Annotated in this window: 15 protein-coding genes; 10 read left to right on the forward strand and 5 right to left on the reverse strand. The window is 34.6% G+C overall.

The features are described 5' to 3' along the window. Window positions 1–264: 264 nt before the first annotated feature. Window positions 265–1,662: a hypothetical protein gene (locus tag GTR01_RS08835; protein WP_160137484.1), complete on the reverse strand. Its 1,398-nt coding sequence runs from the start codon at window positions 1,660–1,662 to the stop codon at window positions 265–267. A gap of 439 nt (window positions 1,663–2,101) precedes the next feature. Here GTR01_RS08835 and GTR01_RS08840 point away from each other — a divergent pair, with 439 nt between their 5' ends. From GTR01_RS08840 to GTR01_RS08865, 6 genes are all read left to right on the forward strand, one after another. Then, a complete protein-coding gene (locus GTR01_RS08840; protein WP_160137485.1) occupies window positions 2,102–2,926 on the forward strand; it encodes a helix-turn-helix domain-containing protein in 825 nt (274 codons plus the stop codon). Between the two features lie 74 nt (window positions 2,927–3,000). Beyond that, window positions 3,001–4,296 carry a serine hydrolase domain-containing protein gene (locus GTR01_RS08845; RefSeq protein WP_160137486.1) on the forward strand — a complete coding sequence of 432 codons (1,296 nt, stop codon included), beginning with the start codon at window positions 3,001–3,003 and terminating at the stop codon, window positions 4,294–4,296. 145 nt (window positions 4,297–4,441) lie between these two features. Further along, window positions 4,442–4,660: a DUF4287 domain-containing protein gene (locus GTR01_RS08850; RefSeq protein ID WP_160137487.1), complete on the forward strand. Its 219-nt coding sequence runs from the start codon at window positions 4,442–4,444 to the stop codon at window positions 4,658–4,660. Between the two features lie 132 nt (window positions 4,661–4,792). Continuing rightward, the gene (locus tag GTR01_RS08855; protein WP_160137488.1) at window positions 4,793–5,887 is read left to right on the forward strand and encodes an alpha/beta fold hydrolase; all 1,095 of its coding nucleotides are present in this window, start codon (window positions 4,793–4,795) and stop codon (window positions 5,885–5,887) included. Continuing rightward, window positions 5,884–7,380 (forward strand): S41 family peptidase, encoded by a 1,497-nt coding sequence (locus GTR01_RS08860; protein ID WP_228452191.1) that lies wholly within the window; start codon window positions 5,884–5,886, stop codon window positions 7,378–7,380. The genes GTR01_RS08855 and GTR01_RS08860 overlap by 4 nt, the downstream gene beginning before the upstream one ends. 285 nt (window positions 7,381–7,665) lie before the next feature. Continuing rightward, window positions 7,666–8,673 (forward strand): OmpA family protein, encoded by a 1,008-nt coding sequence (locus GTR01_RS08865; RefSeq protein WP_160137489.1) that lies wholly within the window; start codon window positions 7,666–7,668, stop codon window positions 8,671–8,673. A gap of 101 nt (window positions 8,674–8,774) precedes the next feature. Here GTR01_RS08865 and GTR01_RS08870 read toward each other — a convergent pair whose 3' ends face one another. Continuing rightward, entirely contained in the window at window positions 8,775–8,951 is a 177-nt protein-coding gene (locus GTR01_RS08870) for a DUF3606 domain-containing protein (protein ID WP_160137490.1), read from the reverse strand. A 93-nt stretch (window positions 8,952–9,044) separates the two neighbouring features. Then, on the reverse strand, window positions 9,045–9,311 hold the full coding sequence (locus tag GTR01_RS08875; protein ID WP_160137491.1) for a helix-turn-helix domain-containing protein: 267 nt from the start codon (window positions 9,309–9,311) through the stop codon (window positions 9,045–9,047). A gap of 177 nt (window positions 9,312–9,488) precedes the next feature. On the opposite strand from GTR01_RS08875, the gene GTR01_RS08880 reads away from it, so the two are divergent. After that, entirely contained in the window at window positions 9,489–9,869 is a 381-nt protein-coding gene (locus GTR01_RS08880; RefSeq protein WP_160137492.1) for a hypothetical protein, read from the forward strand. A 316-nt stretch (window positions 9,870–10,185) separates the two neighbouring features. Here the strand turns inward: GTR01_RS08880 and GTR01_RS08885 are convergent, their stop codons facing one another. After that, window positions 10,186–11,403: a hypothetical protein gene (locus GTR01_RS08885; RefSeq protein ID WP_160137493.1), complete on the reverse strand. Its 1,218-nt coding sequence runs from the start codon at window positions 11,401–11,403 to the stop codon at window positions 10,186–10,188. 806 nt (window positions 11,404–12,209) lie between these two features. Between GTR01_RS08885 and GTR01_RS24840 the strand changes: the two genes are divergently transcribed. Further along, window positions 12,210–13,175, forward strand: coding sequence for a GNAT family N-acetyltransferase (locus tag GTR01_RS24840; protein WP_317167591.1), 966 nt, complete (start codon window positions 12,210–12,212; stop codon window positions 13,173–13,175). Here the strand turns inward: GTR01_RS24840 and GTR01_RS08895 are convergent. Beyond that, window positions 13,167–14,024 (reverse strand): LysR family transcriptional regulator, encoded by an 858-nt coding sequence (locus GTR01_RS08895; RefSeq protein WP_160137495.1) that lies wholly within the window; start codon window positions 14,022–14,024, stop codon window positions 13,167–13,169. The genes GTR01_RS24840 and GTR01_RS08895 overlap by 9 nt on opposite strands. A 499-nt stretch (window positions 14,025–14,523) precedes the next feature. Here GTR01_RS08895 and GTR01_RS08900 point away from each other — a divergent pair, with 499 nt between their 5' ends. Together GTR01_RS08900 and GTR01_RS08905 are read left to right on the forward strand one after the other, a co-directional pair. Further along, the gene (locus GTR01_RS08900; RefSeq protein ID WP_160137496.1) at window positions 14,524–15,198 is read left to right on the forward strand and encodes a hypothetical protein; all 675 of its coding nucleotides are present in this window, start codon (window positions 14,524–14,526) and stop codon (window positions 15,196–15,198) included. 166 nt (window positions 15,199–15,364) lie between these two features. Further along, window positions 15,365–17,869, forward strand: coding sequence for a PIG-L family deacetylase (locus GTR01_RS08905; RefSeq protein ID WP_160137497.1), 2,505 nt, complete (start codon window positions 15,365–15,367; stop codon window positions 17,867–17,869). The last annotated feature ends 1 nt before the right edge of the window (window position 17,870 follow it).

Consider the following 17,870-nt stretch of genomic DNA (forward strand, 5'->3'; position numbering starts at 1 on the left):
ACTTTCTTTCAATGATTATGGTAGTTATCATCAACTGAAAAATCAATAAAAACTGAAAATCCATTTATATATTATTCATTCTAGTTACTCATTTATGTGAGCATTAGCCAGAAAAAGCCTATTTCTGTGACGTATATAACCCCTTATGGATAGTATTAATCTTTTGGAATAATAAAAAAATCATCACTTTAAGCAAATGATGATTTTTTGTGTTAATAGAATTTTGCCTGATAAAGATAAATGGGAATTTTTATCTGTGTATTTTTATTCTAATCGAGCTACACTAATGATGAAAGGAGCTACAATATTTGTTGAATTTGGAGTTGATCCAAAAGTAAGTGCCTGAAATGATAGAATCTGGCCTGCATTCATCTTGAGTAGAGCCGAATTTGTACAGGTAATAAATGAAGGAGCTCCAGTTTGTTCCGGTAGAGCAACTTTAGTGCTTGTAAAAGACTGTTGGATTCCGTTTAAACTGATTTGAGTAAATCCTGTATACCCATCTCCATCGTCTTCACTCGCATTTCTTTGAGGATAGTTAACCATAAAATCTACTTTATATAAACCGGTTGCACTTGCCGTAAAAGTATTTCCTGACATTTCGTTAAGATTATCAAATGTCTTTGCAGAGGTTGTTGTATTAGTGAATACATTATTTAACGTTATGATCACTGTACCTGTTCCTCTTGCTGCACTAACATTAGATGAATTTCGTAATTGTACAACGCCTGTATTGTTTACACTTAAACTTCCAACGGTGCCTGAAGCTCCCTGCAGACCTTCCAGCCTTATAGGATTTGTAGCATTAATATGGAGTTTATTCGTTGCAGAGGAGGTACCTATACCTACATTTCCTGTGATCGCATTAATTCTCATTCTTTCAATCGAACTCCCTCCAATGGAGTTTCCAATATAGAAGTCTTCTTCTGAACCATTGATTAATGTTGATCCTGTACGGATAGATCCTAATACCCAATTGGCACCTCCCGAAGATGGGCCACTATTTGTAAAACCAAGTAATGAATAATTTCCTGTGGCCAAAGCTGAAGTGTTTCTTAAAGCTACAATTCCGTATGGATTGGTTCCAGCAGTAGCATCCATCAAATTGTACCTGTTTAAAGATGGAATGCTAGAGACTACATGAAATCTTGTTTCAGGAGAAGCAGTTCCTAATCCGGTTCTGTGATTGGCTGCATCTATGGAAAAAGTAGATCCATCAATAGAGAAGCCGTTAACAGAACTGGCCGTAAATGCTAGTGTATTAGCATCTTGTGTTACGACTCTGTTTCCTGAAAGATTTCCATCTGAATTATAAATGTTTGTTGAAATGGCTACCCATTGCAACCCTGTGAAATAGTGATAGCCAGTATTATGAATACTGCCTACTTGTGCTACACTAGGTATGAGTCCTGTAGGAGTAATAATGTCTGTAATATAAACAATGGCACCTATCTGATCACTACTATAAGTCCCATACTCTTTTTCTGCTAATTGCTGTTTAGAAACTCTTGGAGGCAGAAGACCATCTTTCATATATGGGCTTGTACTTCCTGTAACATCTAATGTTGCATGTGGAGTGTTGGTATTAATCCCTATCTGTGCAAATGTGGTTGCAAAAGTTGTACAAAAAGCGATCAGGGAATAGATTTGCTTAATTTTCATGGTTCCGGTTATTTGAGTTTAGTTTTTGATATGTAGTTTTAATAAATTATCATCATATTTCATTGTTTTGTGATAAACTGAATCATTAAGATATCAAGAATTGGATGCACAAACTTATTTTAAATTTCCTTTTTACGATTACGTATAAATACTGCATTTTATAAAAATGTTTTCATGAACCGGAGTATGGGTGATGGATATTTTATAAAAATTTGGCGGTTATAGGTTGTCGCCAAAATTTTAAATAATACAATGTTTTATTATCAAATTCATAAACCTAAATTGAGTGTTATGTTCAGAATATTGTCTTGAGAAAGCATGAGTCTATATCTGGTTTGAATACTATTGAGGATTTAGTTTGTATCTTTCCTGATGTAAGGAAAAGGATAATGTTTAATTGAACCGGATGGGATTCACATAAACATAAAAGCTAAAAAGAATGACAATAAAAATCTATAAACCTGAAAATCCCATATTAAAAAAGTATATTGAATGCTTTTATATCCTCGAACAGACCGCTGAAGAGTCCTCTGCGACTTATTTTACCTTTCCAAGCATTTATACAATCGTCACAATTAGTGAAAATACAGAAACTCTTATCATCCAAGATAAAATGACGATAAGATACTGTAAGACCAATCCCATTGAAACTAATCTGGTATGTAATTTTAATGAACCGGTATTGATTAGTTATGAAGGTGTAATCAATGAAATTACTACTTATTTTAAACCATTAGGGATCAATTCTTTTATACCCCATAATTTAAGAGATTACTCAGAAGGAAGTTTTCCTGATTTTAATCCCTATGAGGATTATAAAGAAACCATGGCATCTATTCTTTCCATGAAAGATCCGAACGAAAAAATCCGGGCAATAGAATTATATTGGCTTTCAAAACTACGTCCATTTGAGAATGTTTTGTTAGCGGAAGTACTAAACGAAATGCTTCATACTGATAATGTCAATCAATCGATGACCCATTTATCTTATACAACAGGTAGGTCACGAACAACCATAAACAAGCATTTTGATCAACATATTTGTAAAACACCCTCTCAGCTCAAAAAAATCATCAGATTTAGGGCAGCTATTCAAAGTCAGCTTGACGACAAAAATAGAGTAGGATTGTCTTATGGTTTAGATTATTTTGACCAGTCACACATGATCAGGGATTTTAAAAAATTAACAGGTTTTACGCCAAAAGTTTTTTTCTCAAAAATAACAACCCTTGAGAAAGATCTCATAAAATGGATGTTTATTTAGAAGGTTTACAAAAATACAATGATAGGTATTGATTAAGTTGTAACATTACAGCCTAATAAATCATTACATAATTTATGAAGCTAATCCTACTCATACTGGTATTCCCAATTCTTATCTTTGGGCAGAAAGATATATCAGCTAATCTTGCAAAATATATGCAGGCTCAGGTGGATGTCAATAATTTTAGTGGGGCAGTCCTTGTGAAGAAAGACGGCCACGTTTTACTACAAAAAGCGTATGGTTTGGCAGATTACGAATGGAATATTAAAAACACCATTGATACTAAATTTCAGCTGGCTTCGGTAACGAAGCAATTTACCGCCACAGCTATACTTCTTCTGGTTGAAAAAGGGAAACTATCCCTTGATGATAAGCTGAGTACATTTTTTCCTGATTACCCCAAAGCCGATAGTGTTACAATTCATATGTTGTTATCCCATACTTCAGGGCTTGCTATGGGTTTTAAAGATATCGCTTTAAGTTCTATGAATAAAGATTCTGCTTATGCCGAAATTAAGAAAATGCCTTATGAGTTTTCTCCCGGAATGAAAAGCAGCTACAGTAATATTGGCTATTATTTACTGGCTAAGATTATTGAAAAAGTGTCAGGTGAGAAATACGCTGTTTTTTTAAAGAAGAATATATTTGAAAAGGCAGGGATGAATAACACCGGAGTCAGTAATAATGAATCGATTGTTGAAAAAAAGGCAAGGGTTTACTGCCATTCAGAAAACGGACTTATGCTCAATCCTTACATCAATTGGGAAATTAATGTAGGTCATGATGGTGTTTATTCTACTGTTGAAGATCTTGGCTTATGGGATAAAGCTTTATATGGAACTGATATTCTCTCCACACAGATGAAAAAACTGATGTTTACGCCTTATGGCACTGAAAATTGGGGATATGGCTTTATCATCAATCCGTTTTATAATCAAGGACATCAATTAATTGCTCATGATGGTGGTTTTTTTGGTACCATAACTTCTTTTAACCGATTTACAGATGATAAGCTCTTTGTAACTGTACTTTCTAATAACGAATCATTTTCCCATATCATAAGTTACGGACTTTCCGCCATCGTATTGGGAAAAGAGGTTGAACTTCCTTACAAACACCATCAAATTGTAATTGATACAAGTTTATACGATAAATATATCGGTCAGTATGATAAAATGACCATATTGAAAATGGACGGTAAACTTTATTTTAACAATACAGAGATGGAACTTATCCCAGAGTCTAAGACCAAATTTTTTAGAGCAGATAATAATGATCGAACAGTGGAATTTATTCCGGATAGTAAAGGTCTTTACAATTCTATAATTCTGACAAAAGGCGGAGTAAAAGAAGTTATAAAAAGGAATTAATAAGCAGAATGGTCTTTAGGTTTTCTAAAATTATTAGATTATAGAGCTTTTAGAAGTCTTAATTGTCTGATTTTGATATTAATTAATTTGCTTGAGTACCTATTTTAAAAGTGTATATTTGAAATTAACCAAAAAATAAAATAGTATGTCATTTCAAACTTACATTAAAAATATTGAAGAGAAAACCGGAAAATCCCGTTCTGATTTTGAGAATTTAGCTGTTGAAAAAGGATTTACAGAAGAAGGTAAAATTAAAAAGGGAATAAAAGCAACAGAAATAATCAATTGGTTAAAGGAAGACTTTGAATTGGGGCATGGCCATGCTACAGCAATGTATGCTTATATTAATGGAAAGCGTGAGTAAAGAATAATCTTGTTAAGAATTTTAGATTTAATAAAAGGAGCATAATAAAGTTAAATGCAATAATTATATTTCTCTGTAAAGTGAGTGTTTTTATTTATATTTAACTCCTTGAAATACTAAAAAACCAAAACCATGCGAATTATAAAAAAAGAAATCATTCTCTTGCTTTCTTTCATTGTATATGTCTCAACAAATGCTCAAACAAAAACTTCCGCAGATTCTATTACACAACGGAATTTGTTCCGGAATTTGAAACCAGAATTTGAAAAATACGAAAAACAACATGGAAATTATATTCAGACCAATAATGTAAGGATGCATTATCTGGAGTGGGGGAATAAGAATAATCCAACCCTTGTCTGGATTCCCGGAACGTATAGCAATGGGTATGAGCTATACGAAATAATAGACCAATTGGTGAAAATGAATTTGCATGTCATTGCCATTGATTACTACGGACATGGTTTTACTCCCATTTCTCCAAAAAATCTCTCTATTTATCACGTTGCAGATGATATCAAATTTCTTTTAGATACAATGAAGATCAAAAAGGCAATTATCGGAGGCTGGTCGAGAGGAGGTACTATAAGCTCTGCATTTTATGATACTTATCCGGACATGGTTCAGGCTCTTATTTTAGAAGACGGAGGCTCTGTAGCCTGGGATTTCCAGACAAAAGCAAATGACATTGATAAAGATATTGCAGAAACAAAACAATATTATACCAACAAAAAGGCAATGGTTTTTGATAATGAGTTCGATGCTTACTGGTTTATGTATAACAATTGGGGGATAAAAGGGAAAGAGAATGAAAAACTGAAAAAAGAAATTTTTACTTCTTATGCCCGAATCAAGAAAAATGCCAACGGGAAATATGAAATAAATCCCGGAGCAGAAGAACTTACCGGAGAAAATTCGGCAGAAGAAAATATTGCAATTATTTATACTCCTTTTACTTCCAAAACGGCTTTCGGAGCTTCAACTCACCAGTTAAATCCTTCAATTATCTATCGAAATCTGAGTAAACCTATGCTCATTTTCGATCCTGTTAGTAAAAATGACTGGTTCGATTTTAAAGAAGAAAATATTAAGCTTACACAGGAACACCAGCCTTTTATTGTTCATAAAGTGTATGAAAATACCTGGCATGGCGTAAAAGACGAACGTCCAAATGAAGTTGCTAACGATATTAAAACCTTCTTGCTCAATAATAAGCTGATCAAATGAAATTTCCCATCAATATACTGATCATTCATGGTTGTAGAGTAAAGAAAATAGGTAAGATGAATGTAAAGATATTATTACCAATTTTGCTTTTCACAATCAATTTTGCTTTTGGGCAAAATACAGCATTACAAAAGACAATGTTGCTTAGCAAATCACTGAAAAAAGACAGTATTGTTGCTGAGTTTACAGAACTCTATCATTTAGCAAATACCATTCATCCCGGACAATTTATGTTTTGTTCAAAAAGTGAATTTGATCAAACGTATTCCTCTTTAAAAAACTCTATAAAAACAGATCTTTCACCTGTTCAATATTATAAATTAACGGCCACCTTAATGGCCAAGATTAAAGACGGACATACAGCAGTTGATAGAGGACAGATTATAGGTTTACTCAATGATAGGTTAGTTTTTCCTTTCAGCATCTATAAAATAAAGGATAACTATTATCTGGATCAATCATCTCAGGAGAATAAGGAATACGCCGGATTGAGAATTTTAAAAATAAATGGAAAAAATATCCATTCTGTGGTAAATGAGATAAAACAATATATTCATCTTGAAGGCAGAAATGAAACAGGATTAAATGCAAGATTCAGTAATTTCCCCTTTTATTATTTTATATATGATCAAACAGAAAAATTTGAAATTGAATATGTAAATCATAATAAACGGAAACAGAAAAGTCTCTTTAAGGGAATGCCCTTTAAAACCTACACCAGTATTATTTCAAAAAAGACAGAACCCTTAACAACAGAGTTCAAAACAAAAGACTTAGCTGTTTTAAAATTTCGTTCATTTGAAAATGGATATAATGTAACGGACAGAAAAGTTGCCGAGAAACAATTAGACCGCTTTTTTGCACAACTTGACAGTTTAAAAACTGAAAATTTAATTATCGATTTACGAGATAATGGCGGTGGTTCTGCAGATATTGCCAACTATTTATTTTCCTATTTAGCCAGTACTCCTTATTACTATTTGGATTATGTAGGAGCAAAATATAAAAGTGTAAAAGATTGGAAACATTATACCCAATACCCCGACAATATCGAAGAAATAAACCTGAATGAGACAAAACTCAAAAACGGGTTACATTGCACCATGGAAACTGACGGTACAGATGATTGGTGGTTTGAAATCCAACAAAACAAACCCAATTTTTACAAAGGGAAGATCAGTGTTTTAATCAATGGCGGATGTTTTTCAACTACCGGGCATCTATTAGCATTGATGAAGGAATATAAAATTGGGAAATTTTACGGAGAATATTCACAAGGAAGTAATTACAGCAATGCGGGCGGCCAGGCTTTTATTTTGCCTTATTCCAAAACGTTGGTTTGGATTCCTACTTTTCAATACAGGATGAGAACACCTCACTTCATCAATGATCCAAAAGGAATTAAACCGGACGTTGAAATACAGATACAGCCTAATGATCTAAGAACAGGATTTGACAGACCAATGGATTTTGTGATGAAGCAATATCAGTGATTGGTGAACTCAGCTGTTTTTTATATCCTTCAATAGGTCATGCTTGAAATTATTTTTTGGTGAAAAATAAAATCTTTATGTCAGAAAAAATCATCCGCACATTACCTTTTTAATCACTAAAATCCTTAAATCTAGGTACTTCCTCATTCGTATTTTATTTGTAAGTTAGTGCCGCAAAAAATAGTACAGTAAAATATACCGAACGATTTAATGAAAAAGGATTCGTGTTGTTTGATCTCCCACTATTTTTAAAAAATTATATACCAAAAACCTAAAATTATTACAATGAAGAAGACGCTGATTATTCTATCAATAGGCACTTTACTTGTTGCCTGTAACAAAAAAGCTGAACAAAAAACAGATACTGCGAAGGATACTATCGCCATAGGAAATACCACTGATGCAGAAAAATCTTCGGGAGGAACCAATAGTTTTGATATCAACTCTATACCGGTTTCCACAGCTGAGGTGGGTGAAATTCCTTTTTTCAGTTTTCCCAAAGGACTGGAATCCCAGAACAAACCGATACAAAGAAGTTATGACATGCTGTTTTTTCCACTTAAAGGCGTAATGACCCCAATAGAAGGAAAAGTATGGAAAACGTATATCGTCAATGAGAAAAGCAATACAGAAGAATGGTCATTGCCGTATTTTTTGAAAAGCTATGATGATGCGATTACAAAAGTGGGCGGCGTAAAAATATTTGATGGTAAAGTTTCTCAACAGGAGCTTGACAGAATAAAAGATGATGCCAAATACTTTGGCGAGGAAGGTTCTATAGACTATTGGAACGAACCTGTAAAAGTGTATGTCATCAGAAGAACCAATGGTGATGATATTTATATTCAGCTTTATGGAAATACTTCTACAGGAGGAATACAAATTCTACAGAAAGCACCATTTAAACAAACAATTTCGATCCTAAAATCTGATGAAATTAAAAAAGAATTAGATGCAAAAGGCAAGGCAGTATTGCATATTAATTTTGATACCGACAAAGCGAGCTTACAATCCGATGGCAAAACAGCCGTAGATGAAATCACAAAAGTTCTGAAAAACGATAGCAATTTGAAACTTGCCATTAACGGCTATACAGATAACAGTGGAAATGATGCCCACAATCTCCAACTCTCAAAAGACCGTGCTACTGCCGTATTGAACGCTATCGCTGCTTCAGGTATTGATAAAACAAGACTTTCAGCAGACGGATTCGGAAGCAAAAATCCAATGGCGGATAATAATTCTGAAGAAGGGAAGGCTCAAAACCGTAGAGTAGAGCTGGTGAAAAAATAAGATAATGCCTATAAGAATATAGAATTAGATATTGTTTTGCAAAAAAATCCCAACGAAAGTTGGGATTTTTTAAGCAAAAATTTTTTTATTGAAAACTTGAATTATTTTCCAAGGTACTTTTGAACTGCGGCAGCAGAAACTCCAACAGCTTTAACTGCATTTTTCAATTGTTCTTTGGTAACACCAAATTTTTTTGACCAATATTCTAGTTCCCAACTCTCGTTCACATTCACTTTTGTTGCATCTTGTGGTCTTTTTTTACTTAAATCATCGCTCATAATAAATAATTTTGGGATTAATAAAACCAAAGGTAAATTGGCTTTAAATCATATCCTTACGGATTTCCGTAAAAGAAAAAATCCCAACTTTCGTCAGGATTTTCTCTTATTTTGATTTTTAAATTCTTTTTGCAGTTGATCGATTTCACTTTCAATCTTCTTTAATTCCTTTTCATTCAGTTTTGTAAATAAATACAATAGATCAATTTCAAGAAAATTACAGAATACAACAAGACTTTCAATGGTTGGGTTAGTTTCAGCTCTTTCAATTCTCCCAACATGGTTACTGGAGATATTAAGCTCCAAGCTGAAACTGAGAAAGTCCCCTTTTAAGCCTATATAATTGAATAAGCTTTCCAATTTGAAATTTTAATTCTTCTATTTCCCATTTATACATTTAGTAAATGTTGGACTTTCTAAAATTTTTCATCAACACATATATGTGTTTTAATTGTTTTTTTCTTACATTTATAAAAAAATAAAAACAGATTTAGTTCCCGATTTCGGGTAAATAAGAAGCACTCCGGCTTGCAGCTGATGGAAAACTTCTTCCATTTCAATGAGCTTGATTTTTCCAAAGAAATGCTCAGCAACTTGATGAATTATGCGGTAAAGAGAAATAGTTGGATCCATGAAGATCCGGCGGTGATCTTCCAGTTTCAGCAGTCGATGAGGTCGTTGATCCGGGCAGGCTATCTCATGATGCTGAAAGAAAGGAAATGGGTTGTTGACACACAACCGGAAAAGATTTCCCCGTGGGTTCTTGGCCTGCTTTCGGAGAAGGAATACCGGAATCCGCTGTTGGTTTTCAAAAAAGCATTCAGAGCATATACCCTCAAAGAATTTGATTATTTTATGTCCGGAATCGTCTATTTCTCAATGGGCATCTATGAAAATCTACCGGAAGGAATATCGTGATGCCTTACATTCATACAGTTAAAATGCTGGATGCCGCACACCTTATTATTCAAAGAAAGAGAGAAAAGAAAATGGCTGACATCAATTCAGGATAAGAGGATCGTCTATAAATTATTGATTCAGATGATTAATGTATTGATGATGTGTTTTTAAGGAAAGTTAAAGTTCATCAAAGATGGATAAAGCATTTCACTGAATCAATAGCTTTAGCTATGTTCTTAATAATTCTTCAACCCTTAACAATTATGTAATCAATAAAAATGCCCCTAAAAAGGGCCTAACTTTTTTTGGGGCATTCTATTTTTAGTGCTTTATATTATTGTGCTTTTACTTGCTCTATCTTTATGAATAGTTTCGTAAGATTGGGTTGGGCATTACCTGAAGTAGGAGCTCCCGCCATAATGGTTGCTGTATAAGCTGTTTTTGAAGAAGGACTACTGTCTATCCAGGTGTATCTTCTATGCTCAGGGCCGCCACTAGCTCCATCTATAATTCCTATATTCCCCCAGTAAGCGGTTCCCATTGGCCCTGTACCTTGAGGGTACCAGGTATTTGATGAATCATACATACCGCCCCATACTCCTGAGGTAATACCGGATGTTGTTACCGCTGCACCAATATAACCACCATATTCGGTATTATAATTCCAATATAGATTAACGGTAGTACCTGTGTTATTAAACAATTGTACATTAGGGTTGGCAAGCGTTGTCCCACTTGTGGTATCAAATATTACCCTAATTGAATAATTACCATCTGGAGTTGTAAGAGGGAAAGTATAAGCTTGTTTCCCATTAGGATCAGTTGTCAGAGTGGCATATCCCATGACAGCAACAGATGAAATGTCAGCACGGCTGGTATTTCCCACTGTAGCAGAACAGTTTTGTGCAGCTGTTAAGAAAGGAACTGTAGTGCTGTTCATAGGAATAGTCATATTATTACCCGTGGTAGGAGTTCCGGTCACTGAGAATACCAATTCGCCATCACCAAACTCTAACGTTCCTGGTCTTAGCTGGAAGGTTAATCCGTTCACTGTAAAAGGAGCACCTGAATTATACGACCCTCCGTTCCCTTGGTTATAGGTAACTCTCAGGTTTCCATTGAAAGGAGTACCGGCAGTATACGTAGAAGGATTTAAGTACGCTGTAGTACATTGTAATGCAGAAATCACTGGTGCGATGGCATTTGTGGCTTGGGTAAGTCTCTGCCATACTGATCCGTCAAAATAGTAATAGCCTATAGCATTAACAAGGATGCGTTGTCCTGTAGCGTTTCCACCGGTGACATCCGTAATATAAATTAATGCTCCTACCTGATTGCTGCCATAGGTGCCTGTATTGGCTGTAAGCTCAGCTCTTGTAAGTCTGGGAGCCTGTAATCCGTATGTTTGGGTGTTGTCGGTAATCAGCCCCGAAGTATCTCTTTTAGCAGAGACATCCATTGTTGTTTTGGGTACACTGGTGTTAAGACCTACTTGGGCAAATGAGAATCCAGCGATAAAAAGCGCACTGAATTGCGTAAATTTTGTTTTCATATTAAGGTGTTGATTTGGGTTAATATCTACTGAAACCTACTTAGGAAGAAAAGAATCCAGCAATAAGAAGCATTCCGAATTGCGTAAATTCTGCTTTCATATTAAGGTACTGTTTTGGGTAATTTTGTATTGAAACTTACTTGGGCAGAAGAGAGGCCAACAATAAAGCTAGCACTGAATTGTGTAAATTTTGTTTTCATATTAAGGTGTGATTTTGGGTATGTCAAATATAACCTTTTTTTTTATAAAAAAATAAAATAATACCTTTATAATTAAATAAAATTAATTAATTTGTAATATTTTATTAAAATATATGGATTTTAAACAGGCTTGTAATGTTTTTAATCTCAGTGTTTTATATTTGGTTAAAGCTGTTTATGTCAAATTCTGACTAATTCTATTTTTCTCTATAATAAGATGATTTTTTTTAGATATACAGATATTTGTATTCATTATTTTATTTCAATCGGGTTTAATGTATTGAAGATTATAACATAATGTATTATACTTAAATATAAATGGTTATAAGTGAGTTTGATAAATTGTTTTAGGTCTAAAATATCCAGTTGAATTTTCTTGACATGCATGAGACTAAAATGTTTGCTTCATCGAATCAGTTTTGTTGATTCTCTTCTTTGCCTCCTTACCATAAAGCGAAATTATAAATAAACTTTGCGTTCATTCTTTTAATGCAAAAAACAGATCAAATAATTAAAAAATAGCATTTTTCTGCATTATTCTATGGGCTAATTTTGCTGCCATAAAGAGATTGGTTAAACTAGGAATAGATCGTATAGAAAATGGAAATGATGATAACAAAAATTACAGAAAATGATATAACAGAATTACAGGAGATCAGTAAAAAAACGTTCTCTGAAACCTTCTCTAAGGATAACGCAGAAGAAAGTATGGCGCAATATCTGGAAACAAGTTTTACCACAGAAAAGCTTCTTGCCGAACTCAACGACAGAAACTCCGAATTCTACTTTGCCAGGCTGAATCATAAAGTCATAGGATATTTAAAACTCAACATGGGCTCATCGCAAACTGAAATGAAAAAAGATAATGCGCTTGAAATTGAAAGGATATATGTTTCTAAAGATTTTCACGGAAAGAAAGTAGGGCAGGCTCTTTATGACAAAGCGATGGCCATAGCCACAGAAAAAAATGCAGATTATATTTGGCTGGGTGTTTGGGAAAACAATTTAAAGGCTATTAGCTTTTATAAGAAAAATGGATTTAGAGAGTTTGATAGGCATATTTTCAGACTCGGAAATGAAGAACAGACCGATATTATGATGAAAATGAATTTAAAAAGCAACAAAATGAAAATTGAATTTTTTATAAAATCATTCGAAGAATTATCCACTATCGAACTCTACAACATATTAAAATTAAGAAGCGAAATATTTATTATAGAACAAAATTGTGTATATCAGGATATAGATGATAAAGATTTAAAATGCCACCACCTGATGTGTTTAGTCGATGGAAATCTGGCAGGGTATACCAGAATTGTTCCGCATGGTTTAACCTATGAAGATGCTTCAATTGGCCGTGTTGTGATTGGTACAGCGTATAGAGGACTGGGATTAGGAAAACAGCTGATGGAACATTCTATCAAAGGCTGTCAGGATATCCTTAAGGAATCAAAAATCCGGATCAGCGCCCAGTTGTACCTGCTGAAATTTTACAATGCTCTAGGCTTTAAAGAAGTAGGAGATCCTTACGATGAAGATGGAATTCCGCATATAGAAATGGTTTTAAACTAGTTCCAGAATATTTTTGAGAATCGGGTTAGGGTCGTCTTTTCGCCATTGGATGTACAAATCAGTAACAAAAGGAAGAGGTATAAAACGGATTCCGGTATTTTGATGAAGATGATAAGAATGTGGCAGAATCGAAATGCCCAATCCGTTTTTAATTAATGAAATAATGGTAGATCCAAACTCACAACGAATATAAGAATCAAGATTGATGTTGTAAAAATTGAGAACTTCCTGAATCAGCAAATTGTAACTGCTGCCATCATCTCCTGTTGTCAGAAGAAATTTTTGTTCTTTCAATGTTTCTTCAGATATATCAGATAACGTTATAAAATGATGATTTTCAGGAACCACTAAAGACAGATTTTCCTGATTTAATTTCTTTTCATTAATTCCAGAATACGTATTGATATCACGGGAAAATGCCAGATCTATCTTGTAATTTTTAAGATACTCCTCCTGAATTTCATTAGTCAGTTGAAACAATTCCAGATTAAGAGTGGGAAAAGCCGCTGAAACCTTTTTTACAAAATCAGGTAAAACTGAAGAGGAAATAGAGTCGGGATGCGCAATTCTTATCGTTCCATATTCACCTAAATGAATTTGTCTGGCCAACTGATGAAAAGCCTCCATTTGACTAAGTTCATCGTTCCATTTTTCCTGCAAAAATTTTCCTGCCGGGGTAAGTTTCACATTTCGCTTATCACGGTAAAACAGCTGAACACCCAGTTCACTTTCTAAAGACTGAATGTTTCGGCTCAATGCAGACTGTGTAATATTCATTTTCGCAGATGTATTCCAGAAATGAAGTTCTTTTGCCAATGCCAGAAAATATTTGAGCTGTTGTAGATCCATTGATGCAAATTAATCATTAGTTAGACAAATTTAATAAGTAAATTGAATTAAACGGACATCAATAAAAGAAACTGTAAATTTTAAAAAAATCGAAATCAGGTATCAATACTGAGAAAGCATCACTTTTTAAAGTCGTGCTTTTTAATTGTTTATGAACTTACATAAAAATTTGTGGCTCATGGAAAAAACTCGCATCTTTAGCCCATAACGTCATGCAGCGACAAGATGTTTACGGCTATTAAAGGAATAAGTTTTTGTTAATCCGAAAACTAAATATCTATGAATTTTCAATCATCTCAAAGCATTGAAACAATGGATGTCATTTTCAAACAACAGAAATAACCGAAGTTGCTGGAATTAACAATTTTATAAAATATAATCAAGCATATTCAGGTGTAGAGCGTTATAATTTTCTCTATATTTAGACGAGTGTATAAAAATGTGCTGTGTCTGCAATTTGCGGTCTACAGTATGCGGATAAACAAATATAAAAAGGACAATGCCAATAAATCAATTACCTCCGGATGGAGGTATGTTATACAAAGAAACAGATATGGCTCATTTTTTTCCAGAGCCGTTAAATGCAATCACTGCTATATTATTTTTAGCCATAGCTATTTTTTGGACTCTTAAAATGAAGAGGAATTTTAAAAAATATCCTTTTTTAACCTACTGCCTGGTTTTATTATATATTGGTGCCATAGGGGGAACCATTTATCATGCATTCAGACAATGGCCGGTATTTATCATGATGGATTGGATGCCGATTATGGTATTGTGCTTTTCCGCCGGATTTTATTTTTTAGCGCAGAGTCTCAAATGGTACTATGCCGTTGTAATGGTTCTTGTATATGGGGTACTTACGTTAGGGCTGAGAAATTGGATTTTGGTAGATAATCCTTCTCTTTTTATCAATGTAAACTATGCCATCATGGCTTCATTTGTACTTTTTTCGGTATTAAGTTATTTGATTTATACCCAATGGAAAGCTGGCAAATGGGTAGGCTTTGCTTTATTGTCGTTTGTTCTTGCACTCACTTTCTGCATCGTTGATAAATTGGACTGGTTGAGCTTTGGAACACACTTTTTATGGCATACCTTTGGAGCGATAGCCACATTCTGTATGTTTAATTATATTTATCTTACAAGGGATGTAATTAGAAAAAATAAGTAGTTTTTATTTTCTTTAAAAAAAATGCATACATAAGTATCAATCCTTTTGTGTCTTTTGTGGTTTAATAAAAAAGTTTAAACAGTTTTTTTATGAAATTCACAGCTTAATTCTTTTAATATTGAAAGAAAGATGATTTACTTATATTTGCCGTGCAAAGCAAATCTAAATGTTCAAAAAAGTAATTACTATATTTATCCTTAGCTTGTATACGGGTTTTTGTTCGGCCCAACAGGTTCGGCCTTCCAAATCATCTGAAATTTATCGCGAACTTAAAACCCTTAAAAAGCTCCCTAAAGTTTTATATCTTGCAGCTCATCCTGATGATGAAAACACAGGGTTACTCTCCTGGTTAATCAACGATCAAAATGTAGAAACGGGCTATTTGTCTTTAACAAGAGGGGATGGCGGTCAGAATTTATTAGGTACAGAACAGGGGGCTGCATTGGGATTAATTAGAACACATGAACTTTTAGAAGCAAGAAAGTTAGATGGAGCTCAACAGTTTTTTACCCGTGCAATTGATTTCGGGTTCTCTAAAAATACGACCGATACCTTTAAACAATGGGATGCAGACAGCATTACAGCGGATGTAGTTTGGGTCATTCGTAAATTTCGTCCTGATGTAATCATTTGTCGTTTTCCTCCTAATGCGGCAGCAGGCCACGGACAACATGCAGCTTCGGCCGTGGTTGCAGAAAAGGCTTTTAAGTTAGCAGGTGATAAAAATGCTTTTCCAGATCAATTAAAATATGTGAATGTATGGCAGCCAAAACGCGTATTGTGGAATACTTTCCGATTTGGAGGAGTGAATACTACGGCTGAAAATCAACTGAAAGTTACCGTTGGGCAATATGATGCACAACTGGGAATGGGCTATGGTGAATTGGCGGGATTAAGCAGAAGTTTACATAAAAGTCAAGGTGCGGGAACGCAATCGGTAGCCGGCATCAGAACTGAATATTTTGCCCATGTTATTGGCGAGCCGGCAAAAGAAACACTTTTCGATGGAGTCACAAAAACCTGGACTTCCCAAGGAAATACTGATATTGACCAGTCATTAGATACAATTATTTCTACTTTCAATTTTAATAATCCGGATCTTGGCCTGCCTGCTTTGCTGGCTTTAAGAAAAAAGGTTGTAGCGTTAAAGGATGGGGACCTGAAAAGGGATAAACTTAAATCTCTTGACCAAATCATTTTAAGCTGTGCCGGATTTATGGGTGAAGTGGTTACCAATCAGGCTGAAGCTGTTGCCGGAGAGCATTACAATTTCAGATTAAATTTGGTTTCAAGAGCAACAAATCCTATCGTTTTAGACCATGTAAAATGGTTAGACCAGTCAGAAAGCTTCAATAGAAAGCTAGCCAAAGATTCTTTAATTACCATTGAACATAAAATTCAGATTCCTGCAGAGGCAGCACTCACAGAACCTTACTGGTTAGCAAAACCAGCCAAGAATGCAGCCACTTTCTCAGTTCCGGATGAGACTTTAGTTGGTTTGCCTGAGGCAGAATCACCACTGAATGTTTGGGTTGGTTTAAAAATAGATTCCGAAAATTTTGAGGTTAAACTTCCTTTATCTTTCAAGAAATTAGATCCGGTGCGTGGGGATGTCGTAGAAGCTTTGCGTATTGTTCCGGCAATAGAACTGAAATTTACACAGCCCTTGTATGTGGTCAAAGAAAATGAAGATCTACATTTGAGTTTAAATGTTAAGGTTAATTCTAACAAACAATTCAATAAAGGTATTCTAAACCTGATGTATCATGGAGAAAGATTAGGCAGTGCTGATATAAATTCGATCAATGGAAAAGATACGACCATCGATTATGTTATTCCAAAAACTAAGCTGAGCACAATAAATTCATCTCGTTTGCAATTGGATGCCAATTTTGTTGCAGACGGAGTTACTTATAATAAAAAACAAATATTAATTCAGTACCCGCATTTACCTTCCTTACAATATTTTACACCTGCAACAGTAACCATTATGAAAGGCGATATTCAGTCGAAGGTTAAAAAAGTGGGCTATATAGAAGGTGCAGGTGATTTTATTCCCGAGTTCCTACGCATTGCAGGTATTCAGGTTGATATTCTGAAAGACGAAGATTTTTATGGCAACATAGATCAATCCGGCGGAAACGGTAATCAAAATAAACTCTCTCAATATGATGCCATCGTATTGGGTGTTCGTGCCAATAATACAGAGAAAAAGCTGGGTCGCTGGATGCCTTTCTTATGGTCTTATGCAAAAACCGGAGGAAATCTTGTGATGCAGTACAACACCAATCAGGATACAACCGTTGATCAATTGGGAATGTATAATTTCAGCATTGCCAATAAGCGGGTTACAGAAGAAAATGCTGCGGTTACATTTTTAAATCCAAATCATAAATTACTGAACTTTCCGAATAAAATTACTGCGGATGACTTTAAAGGCTGGGTGCAGGAGCGTGGTGCTTATTTCCCTGCTCAATGGGATGCCGGGTATGAACCGCTTTTTGAAATGCACGATACGGATGAAGAACCTTTAAAAGGATCAACTTTATATGCCAAATACGGGAAGGGTAATTTTATTTATACTCCATTGGCATTTTTCAGACAGCTGCCTGCAGGAAATGTGGGGGCAGCGCGTTTATTTTTAAACTTTTTATCCGCACAAAAAAACTGAT

It is taken from the genome of Chryseobacterium sp. c4a, assembly GCF_009900745.1.
GTDB lineage: Bacteria > Bacteroidota > Bacteroidia > Flavobacteriales > Weeksellaceae > Chryseobacterium.